The following is an 11,604-nucleotide window of genomic DNA, read 5'->3' on the forward strand; positions in this document are numbered from 1 at the left end:
CGAACCCACACGTGTCGAACGGGTTCGCGCGCCCGAGGCTTCGGCTTCGGGTCACGATCGACGAATCCCATCGAGCAAGAGTAGAACAGATGTTCGACCAGGTGAACCTGTCGGCACTGACGCCGCCGACACACTGGCGGCCGCCCGCACATCCGGCTGGAAAAATTTCCCGGCGACTCCCCACGTGGGCCCACCCGTCAACGATCGAGCTTCAACGGCCGGGTGCCGAAATTCCGACGATCCTGTGGTGTGGGCGCGTCGTGGCACCGCGCCTGTCGCCACCTGTCATCCGTCGACCTCGACGGCAACGCATACACGCAAGTTACTGCTGAGTCGCATCCCCCCAATTCGCCGTGCGCGGCAACAAATTGAGTGTCAACCTAGACTTGTGACAACGCGCAGTTTGCACGAATGCGCTGTCGCCCCACCCAGTTCGCCGGTGATCGAGGAGGGAATCCGTGAATGTTCGCCGCGACATGGCCTCGATGCCCACAGCGCCGCCTTCCGAGATGGCCCTGACAGACCTCGATGATGCCGATCTCCTCGACCTCACCCGACGCGGGAGCGGGCACGCATATGCGGTGCTCTACGAGCGTTACCTCTATGCCGCTCGCCGGCTCGCTCGCCACCTCGGCCAACGCGATGAGCCCGACGACGTCGTCACAGAATCGTTTGCGCAAGTGCTCGACCTCCTCCAGCGCGGCAAGGGTCCTGACCGCGCCTTCCGTGCGTACCTCTTCGCCACCGTCCGTCACGAATCTGGACGCCGCGCCAAGGCCAACCAGCGAGTGGTGCCGACCGACGACGAGTCGAAGATCGACAGAGTGGTGCCGTTCGGGGCCGGGCAGCTGGACGAGTTCGAGAGGTCGGCGATCCGCGCAGCCTACGAGTCTCTGCCCGATCGCTGGCGCACCGTGCTGTGGCACCTCGACGTCGAAGGACGCAAGCCCCAGGAGCTGGCGCCAATCTTGGGCATGAAGCCCAACACTGTCTCCGCCCTGGTCTACCGGGCTCGCTCCGGTCTGCGCGAGGCCTACCTGCAGCAGCATCTGAACGCGGGCAGCGCCCCCGCAGGCAGGGACTGCGCAAGCATTCGTCCGAAGATTGCGGCCTTGGTGCGGCGCACCATCACGACGCGCAATCAGGCGAAGGTGCGCGCACACCTCGGCACGTGCCACGCGTGCATGGACGTCTACCTCGACCTCGAGGAGGTCAACAGGGAGGTCGGGTAGTTCGACGGTGGCAAGGTCGCTACGAGGCTCACGGCTCCGCCCGCCGCGCAGCCCGCAGGTGAGCTGGAGCATCCCGACCTAGATCATTCCCCGGTGCCGTCGCTGTAGGCCCTGTCGTAGTCGTCGGAGCGGGTGTCGACACCAGGTCAACTCAGGGGCCCGACTCAGCGGTGCGACTCAGCGGGAGCCGAAGATCAACCTGAACGGACGCACGGCGAGGGTCAGCAGAGGCAGGCGACCGGCAAGGAAGCCGAGCGGACCGTCGTCGGTGAACGACCAACGCCCTGCTGCCAGGCCGGGACGGATGCGCCCCCGCACCGGCGAGACCAGCAACGACCCCTCGCGATCCTGAGCAATGCGGAACGCGAGCGGCAGGCGCCACGGGAGCCGTCGGACCCGGCCGACCGACAGCGAGCCGATGCCCCGTGCGGCATACGAGAAGTGGGGGACGGCGTCGAACTCGGCGAGGTTCTTCGGGATCGCCCACAGAGCACGTCCACCGTCGCGCGACGCGGGGCTGTCAACCCAGATGTGCGTGATCGAGACCCTGGGTCGCCAGCCCTCGCGCACCAGCACCGTCGACATGATCTCGTTGTACGTCAGCGGGCTCGGCTCCTCGTAGACGAAGAACGCCGCCGACACGATGCCGCGGCCGAACACCGTGATCGGCCGGGTCGCCGACGAGTGTGGAGCAGGCAGACGGTCGCGTGGCACGAGCCAGACGCCGACGTACGCGTGGCCGTGGAGGTCCCACGGCTCGGCGGGATAGGTCTCGGGGGAGCGCGCTCCAGCGGGATGCGTCTCTGCGGACGAGTCGCTCATGACCAGCGGAACGCGGAGGGCTCGAGGACCTTGGTGGCCTGTGCGAATGGCAGGGTGGCGCCCGGCCAGTTGGACGTGATGCGACCCGAACGGTGCCGGTACCAGTTGTCGCAGTGCGCCCAGACCGAGTGGTTGAGCTTGTCGAGGAGCTCCTTGTCGTACGCCTCCTCCGCCTCCTCGGTCACCTCGACCGTGCGAAATGAGCCGGCCTCGAGCCTGTCGATGGCCTGGCGCATGTGGCGCGCCTGCGCTTCGAGCATGAAGATGATCGAGCCGCCGCCGAGATTGGTGTTCGGACCGTAGGTGACGAAGAGGTTGGGGAAGTGCGGCACGTACATCCCGAGGTAGGCGTGCGCGCCGTCGGTCCACTGGGTGGCGAGCTTCTGGCCGCCTGAGCCGGTGATGTCGATCGACTCGAGGAAGTCCTGGCTGTCGAACCCGGTGGCGTAGATGATCGCGTCGACCTCGTGCTCGACGCCGTCGGCATCGATGACACCCGTGGGGGTGACTCTGGTGATGGCTCTGGTGATGACCTCGACGTTGTCCTGAGCGAGGGCCGGGTAGAACTCGTTGGAGAACAGCACCCGCTTGCACCCGATCGGGTAGTCGGGCGTCAGCTTCGCGCGCAGCGTGGGATCGGTGACCTGCTTTCGCAGGTGCTTGAGCGCGATGGACTTGTTGATCCGGCCGACCCGTGACTCGTCGTCGAGGCCACGGGCGAACTGCTCCATGAGCGCCCAGATGCCGCCGCGCTCGATGCGCTGACTGAGGGGAGCGATCTTGAACAACGCCTTGTGCACGGACGTGTAGGGCTTGTCGGGCTTGGGCATCAAGAAGTTGGGGGAGCGCTGGAAGACGAGAAGCTCGGCGGCGTCCCGGGCAAGGTGAGGCACGAGCTGCACGGCGCTGGCACCCGCGCCGACCACGGCGATGCGCTTGCCGGTGGCGTCGAAGGAGTGGTCCCACTGCGCGGAGTGGAACGACGTGCCGCTGAACGACTCGATGCCGTCGATCGTCGGCAGCACGGGACGGGAGAGCTGGCCCACCGCACTGATGAGGATGTCGACGGTCTCGGTCGTCCCATCCGTGAAGGTCACGTCCCACGTGGCAGCCGACTCGTTCCACGAGGCCGCGACGACCTCGGCCCCGAAGCGCACCCGCGGGGTGATGCCGTGCTTGTCGGCCACCGTACGGATGTAGTCGTGGATCTCCTGCTGCAACGCGTAGCGCCGAGTCCAGCGCGGGTTTGGCTCGTAGGAGAACGAGTACAGCGGCGACGGGACGTCGCAGCCGGCACCGGGATAGGTGTTGTCGCGCCAGACCCCGCCGATGTCGTCGGCGCGCTCCCACAACCGCAGGTCGGTGTGCCCGGAACGCGCGAGCTCGACCGCGACGGCGATCGAGCCGAACCCTGAGCCGATGATGCCGATCGACGTCATGTGTCTTCCTTCGTCAAATGCCCGGTGGTGGGGGAGAGGCTACGTCGTGGGGAGGTGTCGTGTGCGGGAACGTCCTTCTGGACGAACAGCAGCACGGCGTCGGAGAGGAGGTCGAGGGCTTCGTCGCGGGTGAACGTGCCGCGTTGCAGCCACTCGCGGCAGACCGCTTTGGTCAGTGCAGCGGTCGGCCGGAGCCGTGCCCGCAGATGCGCGTCATCGGGCAGGCCCAGCGCGTCGAGCACGAGCCGCGCAGCCCGGTCGTCGGCCTCGTCGACGATGGCCTGTATGTCTGAGCTGCCATGGAGATTGGCCGCACCGCTGGCGCTGATCCAGGCCTGGCCGTACGTCGTCGCGGCGTCGAGGATCCAGTCCATCGTGATGCGGGTGCGTTCCTCGAGCGGCCGGCCCTCGACATCGGGCAGCCCGTGCTGGGGCACCAGGATCGACTCGCGCATGACCGAGAGGAACAGCTGCCGCTTGTCTCCGAAGTAGTGGTTGATGAGTCCGCGTGCGACGCCGGCGGCCTCGGCGAGCTCGCTCGTGGACACCTCGTCGTATGGCCTGTCGCTGTAGAGCAGGCGCGCGGAGTCGATGATCTGCTGGCGCCGCTCGGCGGGCGCAAGACGTAGTCGGGTGGCCGTCATTCTCATAGTTTCACCGGCTATTGGCATAGTGTCAACAAGCATCGTATGGTGGCGCGATGAGTGAGCACGATTTTGACGTCCTGGTGGTGGGGTCCGGCTTCGGTGGCAGCGTCGCGGCACTGCGCCTGACGGAGAAGGGTTACCGCATCGGCGTTCTCGAGATGGGTCGCCGCTTCGCCGATGACGATTTCCCGAAGACCTCCTGGCGGGTGCGTCGCTACATGTGGGCACCGTGGGCACGCTGTTTCGGCATCCTGCGCGTGACCCTGCTCAAGGACGTGCTGATCGCCAGCGGCGTGGGCGTCGGCGGCGGCTCGCTGGTCTACGCCAACACGTTGTACGAGCCGCTCGAGGAGTTCTACGACGACCCGCAGTGGGCCCACATCACCGACTGGAAGTCCGAGCTGGCCCCGCACTACGTGCAGGCCAAGAAGATGCTCGGCGTGACGACCTACGCGGGCCACACCCCGGCCGACGACGTCATGCAGGCGATCGCCCAGGACTGTGGCGCCGGCGATACCTACCACCCGGCCGACGTTGGTGTCCTGTTCGGCACCGATCACGGGGTCGGGCCCGGTGCCGAGATCGGGGACCCGTTCTTCGGCGGTGCGGGCCCCAGGCGCAAGGCCTGCATCGACTGTGGCGCCTGCATGACCGGCTGCCGCCACAACTCCAAGAACACGCTGGTCAAGAACTACCTGTACCTCGCGGAGAACGCTGGTGCCGAGGTGCACCCGCTGACCTGCGTCGTCGACGTGCGCCCCGCTCCGGGCGGTGACGGCTACCGGGTGCGCACGCACCGCACCGGAAATGTCCTGCGCCGGCGCAGCTACACGGCCGGTCAGGTCATCTTCGCGGGCAACGCCCTCAACACCCAGCGTCTCCTGCACAAGCTGCGGCTGCGCTCGCTGCCACAGCTGTCGCCGCGGATCGGCGAGCTGAGCCGCACGAACTCCGAGGCTGTCCTGACTGCGCGGTCGTCCCACAAGGACGCCGACTACACACCCGGCATCTCGATCACCTCCTCCTTCCATCCCGACAGACAGACCCACATCGAGCCGGTGCGCTACGGCCGCGGCTCGGGCCTGTTGAGCCTGATGAACATGGCGCTGCCGGATCGACCGGGGCCGGGTGGCCGCTTCCGTTCCGTGCTGCGCGGCTACCGGATCTTGGGTGTGCGGGGCGCCCTCCGGCTGCACGACCCGCGCCGATGGGCTGAGCAGTCGATGATCATCCTGGTCATGCAGTCGTTGGACAACTCGATCACGACCTACCTCAAGCGCGGGCCGTTCGGTCGCCGGATGACCAGCAAGCAGGGCGTGGGGGAGCCGAACCCCGACTACATTCCGATCGCCGACCGTTCGGCCAAGCAGATTGCCCAGAAGATCGGCGGGTACCCGGGCGCCGCTTTCGGTGAGCTGGCCGGTGTGCCGCTCACCGCTCACTTCATCGGCGGCTGCGTCATCGGCACGACCGCCGACACCGGCGTGGTCGACCCGTACCAGCGGGTGCACCACTATCAGGGCCTGCACATCTCGGACGGCTCGACGATCACCGCGAACCTCGGGGTCAACCCCTCCCTGACCATCACCGCGCAGGCGGAACGTGCAATGGCGCTGTGGCCCAACAAAGGCGAGATCGACGCCCGGCCCGCACTCGGCCAGCCCTACGTCAGGGTGGCGTGCGTCGCCCCGGTCAGCCCGGTTGTGCCCGCACACGCTCCCGGAGCGTTGCCACTGCTTCCTGTTCCCCCGGTGCCACGTCGCTGACAGGGGCCCCACGCCACATCGCTCGTCGATTGACCGGACACGAGGTGGATCACGCGGACGAACAGGGAGTCTCACGGCGGTGCCCGGTCGGCGGTGCTGCCGGCGGTGGAGCGTGCTCGACGGTCTGGGCGAGGTTGTCGGCCCCGGGGTTGCGGAAGAAGTTGCGGCGTTCGCCTGAGATAGGGTCAGCGCAAGCAGCACGCGCCATCCGTAGGGCGCGTCGAGACCGAAGAGGTGCGTCATGTCCGACCTGAAGATCGTCCTCGTCAACGCCGGCGGCCGCGAGGGCCACACGGTCGAGACGGGCACCAAGGCGTGGCAGCTGTTTGCCGACTCGCCCGACGTCATCGCCGCCCGCATCGGTACCGATCTGGTGGACCTTGCTCGTGAGCTCGCCGACGGCGATGAGGTCGAGGGCATTGCGATCGACACCAGCGACGGACGAGACATCCTGCGTCACTCGACCGCCCACGTCATGGCGCAGGCCGTGCAGGAGCTGTTCCCCGAGGCGAAGCTCGGCATCGGTCCGCCGATCACCGACGGTTTCTACTACGACTTCGACGTGCCCGAGCCGTTCGTCCCGGCCGACCTCGAGAAGATCGAGTCGCGGATGCGCAAGATCATCAAGGAGGGCCAGAAGTTCGACCGTCGTGAGATCACCGACGATGCGGCCCGCGCCGAGCTCGCCGACGAGCCCTACAAGCTCGAGCTGATCGGTCTGAAGAGCACGGCCTCGGAGGCCGGTGAGGGTGCGAGCGTCGAAGTCGGTGCGGGCGGCCTCACGATCTACGACAACCTGAAACGCGACGGGTCGGTCGCGTGGAGCGACCTGTGCCGTGGCCCGCACCTGCCGACCACCAAGCGCATTCCGGCGTTCTCACTGATGCGGAGCGCCGCCGCCTACTGGCGCGGCAACGAGAAGAACAAGCAGCTGCAGCGCATCTACGGCACCGCCTGGGAGACCAAGGAGGCCCTCGAAGCACACCTGTTCCGCATCGAGGAGGCGCAACGTCGCGACCACCGAAGGCTCGGTACCGAGCTCGACCTCTACAGCTTTCCCGACGAGATCGGGTCCGGGCTGCCCGTCTTCCACCCCAAGGGCGGTGTCATCAAGCGCGAGATGGAGGACTACGTCCGTCGCCGGCACATCGAGGAGGGCTTCGAGTACGTGGGCACCCCCCACATCGCGAAGGAAGAGCTGTTCCACACCTCGGGACACCTGCCCTACTACGGCGAGGGCATGTTCCCTGCGCTCGACGTCGACGGCAACCCCTACCGCCTCAAGGCCATGAACTGCCCGATGCACAACCTGATCTACCGGTCGCGCGGGCGCTCCTACCGCGAGCTGCCGCTTCGGCTCTTCGAGTTCGGCCACGTCTACCGACACGAGAAGTCCGGCGTCATCCACGGACTCACCCGGGTGCGCGGATTCGCGCAGGACGACTCGCACTCGTACGTGACCCCTGAACAGGCGCCGGCTGAGGTCAAGCACCTGCTGGACTTCGTCCTGAGTCTGCTGCGCGACTTCGGCCTCGACGACTTCTACATCGAGCTGTCGACCCGCGACGCGTCCAAGGACAAGTTCATCGGCTCGGACGAGGACTGGGCGGTGGCAACCAAGGTGCTGGAGGACGTGGCTGTCGAGAGCGGCCTCGAGCTCGTTGCCGACCCGGGCGGAGCGGCCTACTACGGTCCCAAGATCTCGGTGCAGACCCGCGACGCGATCGGCCGCACCTGGCAGATGTCGACGATCCAGTACGACTTCAACCAGCCCGCGCCCGATCGTTTCAACCTCGAGTACGTCGCCGCCGACGGCACCCGGCAGCAGCCCGTCATGATCCACTCAGCGAAGTTCGGCTCCATCGAGAGGTTCATGGGCGTGCTCGTCGAGCACTATGCCGGGGCGTTCCCCCCGTGGCTCGCGCCCGTGCAGGTTGTCGGCATCCCCATCGCCGAGCGTCATGCCGACTACCTCCACGAGGTCGCCTCGCGGCTCAAGAAGCGGGGAATCCGGGTCGAGGTCGACGACTCGGACGAGCGCATGCAGAAGAAGATCCGCAATGCGCAGACCCAGAAGGTCCCGTTCATGCTGATCGCCGGCGACAACGATGTCGAGGCGGGCGCGGTGTCGTTCCGCTATCGCAGCGGCGAGCAGGAGAACGGCATTGCGGTCGACGATGCCATCACGCGCATCGTCGAGGCGGTCGAGCAGCGGGTGCAGGTGTGACCACGTCGGGTGAGCAGGGTGGGGTGGGGGAGCCCGACGCGTTCGAGCGTTTGTGGACCCCGCACCGCATCCAGTACCTCCAGGGTGAGAACAAGCCTGCTTCGTCCGACGAGGTCGACTGCCCGTTCTGCCTGATCCCCGCGATGGACGACGCCGAGGGCCTCATCGTGCACCGCGGAACGGCTGCGTTCGCCGTCCTCAACCTCTATCCCTACAACGCCGGCCATCTCCTGATCTGCCCCTACCGTCACGTGGCCGACTACACCGACCTCACCGACGACGAGACCGGCGAGGTCGCCGAGCTCACCAAGCAGGCGATGCGCACGATGCGCGAGGTCTCGAGCCCGCAGGGGTTCAACCTGGGCATGAACCAGGGCAATGTCGCGGGTGCGGGCATCGCCGCCCATCTGCACCAGCACGTCGTACCCCGATGGGGTGGCGATGCCAATTTCCTGCCCGTCATCGGGCGCACGAAGACCATGCCGCAACTGCTGGGCGACACCCGCGAGATGTTCGCGGCCGCCTGGCCGAAGGAGTAGCTGTGCTCGAACGCTTCCGTCAGTTCTGGGGCAACGTGTGGGCGCCCGTCGGCGACCTGTTCCTCCGAGTCGGCATCACGCCCGACCAGGTCACGATCGTGGGCACGGTCGGCGTCAGCGCCGGCGCGCTGGTGTTCTTTCCGCGGGGGCAATTTCTCATCGGGGTGCTTGTCATCACGGTCTTCGTCTTCTCCGACATCATCGACGGCTACATGGCCCGCAAGTCCGGGCAGTCGTCGTCGTGGGGTGCCTTCCTCGACTCGACTCTCGACCGGGTGGCGGATGCTGCGATCTTCGCCGGACTGGTGATGTACTACGCGTCATCGGACGCCAAGACCGACCTTGGTGGGCCGACGCTCTACCTCTCGTTGAGCCTCGCCTGCCTGATCTTCGGCGCACTCACGTCGTACACCCGCGCCCGGGCCGAAAGCCTTGGCATGACCGCCAAGGGCGGAATCGCCGAGCGCGCCGACAGGCTCGTCGCAATCCTCGTGATGACCGGCTTCTCGGGGCTTCTTGATCTGCCGTTCCTGCTCGAGATCACGCTGTGGGCGCTTGCCATCGCGAGCGCCATCACGGTGGTGCAGCGGATGCTGATCGTCCGCAAGCAGGCCTTTTCCGGGCCGGCGCAGCATGACGCTCCGTCCTGACCATGAAGATGTGACATTCACGATGTGACATTCACGTTGACACATACCCTCGGTGTCCCTCATGCTGATTGGACCACCACCCAGCAGGCACGAGGAGCAACGATGTCGCAGACGCTCGACACCTCACCACCGCAGATTCCGGACAACATCACGCGCGAGCAGTACGCCGAGATTCTTGACGGACTCTCACAGGCCTCGGTCGACCGCCACTTCGACGCGTTCATCGACATCGACTGGGATTCCCCAGACTTCACGGTGTCCAAGGACGATCCCCGCTGGGTGCTCCCGGCGGACGTCGACCCGCTCGGTGCGCACCCGTGGTACCAGGCTCAGTCCTTGGCGCGCCAGATCGAGATCGGCCAGTGGCGACAGTCCAACATCCTCAAGGTCGGGTTGCAGTTCGAGAACATCCTGATCCGCGGCCTCATGCAGTACGTCTTCACGCTCCCCAACGGCTCACCGGAGTATCGCTACCTCACGCACGAGGCCACGGAGGAGTGCCATCACACGCAGATGTTCCAGCAGACGGTCAACCGTATCGGCGTCGACGTCGAGGGCATGCCGTGGCTGATGCGCAGGATCGCAGGTCTCCTGCCCTTCGCCGGCTCGGCGGTCCCGTTCGCGTTCTTCATCGGCGTGCTCGCAGGGGAGGAGCCCATCGACCACACCCAAAAGGGCATCCTGCGCAGTGGCAAGGACCTGCCGCCGGTGCTGTCGCGCATCATGGAGATCCACGTGGCGGAGGAAGCGCGGCACATCTCGTTCGCGCACCAGTACATCCGCCGCAACGCCCCACGGCTCGGTCGTGTCGAGAAGCTCGTCATCTCGATGCTCTTCCCAGTGATCATGCGCGTGTTGTGCGACGTCATCATGGTGCCGTCCAAGTCCTTCCGCCAGGAGTTCGGCATTCCGCGCAAGGTCATGAAGGACCTCTACTGGAGGGCTCCGGAGTCCCGCGAGCGCTTGCAGAACCTGTTCGGCGACGTACGGATGCTGGCGGAGCAGGCTGGTCTGATGAACCGTGCCGCGCGGTTCATGTGGCGGTTCTGCCGCATCGATGGCCGGCCATCGCGCTACCGCAGCGAGCCTGCGGTCTCCTTCGTGTCACAGGGCTGACCCGTGGCTCACGTCGTCACCCAGGCGTGCTGCGGCGACGCGTCGTGCGTCTTCGCCTGCCCGGTCAACGCGATCCATCCCACCCCCGACGAGGCTGACTTCGGTCTCGCCGAGATGCTCTACATCGACCCGGTCTCATGCGTCGACTGCGGTGCCTGTGTGGGTGCCTGCCCGGTCGGGGCGATCGTGCCGGGTACACGGGTCGAAACGGCGCAGCTACCCTTCGTCGCGATCAATGCGCTGTTCCACGAGGCAGGCCGTGACCACCCGGTCCAGGCGCCCGTGCCGCCGGTGGTGCGCAAGGACGACTCCCGCGGCACGCTGCGGGTGGCAATAGTGGGGCCGGGGCCGGCGGCGCTCTACGCCGCTGACGAGCTGCTCAAACGACCCGGGGTGCAGGTCAACGTCATCGACCGGTTGCCGACCCCGCACGGACTGGTCCGGGCCGGGGTAGCCCCCGACCACCAGAGCACCAAGTCGATCGACGGGTTGTTCCGTCACATCGAGGACCAGCCCGGTTTCAGCTACGTTCTCAATGTCGAGGTGGGTCGTGACATCGCCCACGAGGAGCTCATCGAGCACCACCACGCGGTGATCTACGCGACCGGCGCTTCGCAGGACCGCGTGCTCGGCATCGCGGGCGAGGATCTCCCGGGCAGCGGGACGGCGACCGCGCTCGTCGCTTGGTACAACGGCCATCCCGACCATGCTGACCATGTCGTCAACCTTGGGACTGAGCGTGCCGTCATCGTCGGCAACGGCAATGTCGCACTCGACGTCGCACGGATACTGGCCACCGATCCGTCTCGTCTCGAGTCGACCGACATCGCCGACCACGCGCTCGAGGCCCTGCGCAGCAGCACGATCCGCGAGATCGTGCTGCTGGGTCGTCGGGGAGCCGCGCAGGCTGCCTTCACGTTGCCGGAGCTCGTCGGCCTGCTGAGCCGCGACGACATCGACATCGTCGTGGAAGGCACTGACCTCGATGCTCCTTCGGGCGACGCGATGACCGACCGGAAGCTGCAAGCACTTCGTGCGGCCACGACGCGGCCTCGCCGTGCCGGCAACCGCCGCATCGTGTTCCGTTTCGCGACCTCCCCGATCGAGCTGATGGGTCCTGGCCAGGTGACAGGGGTGCGCGTCCGTCACAACGAGCTGGTGACGAC

Annotated in this window: 10 protein-coding genes; 7 read left to right on the forward strand and 3 right to left on the reverse strand. The window is 66.7% G+C overall.

The window, feature by feature from the left end; genetic code table 11:
* The first annotated feature begins 458 nt into the window (after window positions 1-458).
* Window positions 459-1,232 carry a sigma-70 family RNA polymerase sigma factor gene (locus tag H7290_RS16400; RefSeq protein ID WP_290515093.1) on the forward strand — a complete coding sequence of 258 codons (774 nt, stop codon included), beginning with the start codon at window positions 459-461 and terminating at the stop codon, window positions 1,230-1,232.
* 177 nt (window positions 1,233-1,409) lie between these two features.
* Here H7290_RS16400 and H7290_RS16405 read toward each other — a convergent pair whose 3' ends face one another.
* From H7290_RS16405 to H7290_RS16415, 3 genes are read right to left on the reverse strand one after another with little or no spacing between them, the layout of a single operon-like run.
* Window positions 1,410-2,054 carry an acetoacetate decarboxylase family protein gene (locus tag H7290_RS16405; RefSeq protein ID WP_290515094.1) on the reverse strand — a complete coding sequence of 215 codons (645 nt, stop codon included), beginning with the start codon at window positions 2,052-2,054 and terminating at the stop codon, window positions 1,410-1,412.
* Window positions 2,051-3,493, reverse strand: coding sequence for an NAD(P)/FAD-dependent oxidoreductase (locus H7290_RS16410; RefSeq protein WP_290515095.1), 1,443 nt, complete (start codon window positions 3,491-3,493; stop codon window positions 2,051-2,053). Before H7290_RS16410 ends, H7290_RS16405 begins: the two co-directional genes overlap by 4 nt.
* Entirely contained in the window at window positions 3,490-4,137 is a 648-nt protein-coding gene (locus H7290_RS16415; RefSeq protein WP_290515096.1) for a TetR/AcrR family transcriptional regulator, read from the reverse strand. Before H7290_RS16415 ends, H7290_RS16410 begins: the two co-directional genes overlap by 4 nt.
* A gap of 56 nt (window positions 4,138-4,193) precedes the next feature.
* Between H7290_RS16415 and H7290_RS16420 the strand changes: the two genes are divergently transcribed.
* From H7290_RS16420 to H7290_RS16445, 6 genes are all read left to right on the forward strand, one after another.
* Window positions 4,194-5,906, forward strand: coding sequence for an FAD-dependent oxidoreductase (locus tag H7290_RS16420; RefSeq protein ID WP_290515097.1), 1,713 nt, complete (start codon window positions 4,194-4,196; stop codon window positions 5,904-5,906).
* Between the two features lie 241 nt (window positions 5,907-6,147).
* Window positions 6,148-8,133, forward strand: a complete 1,986-nt coding sequence (thrS, locus tag H7290_RS16425) for a threonine--tRNA ligase (RefSeq protein WP_290515098.1) — start codon at window positions 6,148-6,150, stop codon at window positions 8,131-8,133.
* On the forward strand, window positions 8,130-8,672 hold the full coding sequence (locus H7290_RS16430; RefSeq protein WP_290515099.1) for an HIT domain-containing protein: 543 nt from the start codon (window positions 8,130-8,132) through the stop codon (window positions 8,670-8,672). The genes thrS and H7290_RS16430 overlap by 4 nt, the downstream gene beginning before the upstream one ends.
* A gap of 2 nt (window positions 8,673-8,674) precedes the next feature.
* Entirely contained in the window at window positions 8,675-9,322 is a 648-nt protein-coding gene (gene pgsA / locus H7290_RS16435; RefSeq protein ID WP_290515100.1) for a phosphatidylinositol phosphate synthase, read from the forward strand.
* A 102-nt stretch (window positions 9,323-9,424) separates the two neighbouring features.
* Window positions 9,425-10,438 (forward strand): diiron oxygenase, encoded by a 1,014-nt coding sequence (locus tag H7290_RS16440; protein WP_290515101.1) that lies wholly within the window; start codon window positions 9,425-9,427, stop codon window positions 10,436-10,438.
* Window positions 10,439-10,441: 3 nt separating this feature from the next.
* The coding region (locus H7290_RS16445) for a 4Fe-4S binding protein (protein ID WP_290515102.1) at window positions 10,442-11,604 on the forward strand (1,163 nt) is incomplete at its 3' end.

Origin of the sequence: Aeromicrobium sp. (assembly GCF_014378035.1) — a bacterium.
Taxonomy (GTDB): Bacteria; Actinomycetota; Actinomycetes; order Propionibacteriales; family Nocardioidaceae; genus Aeromicrobium.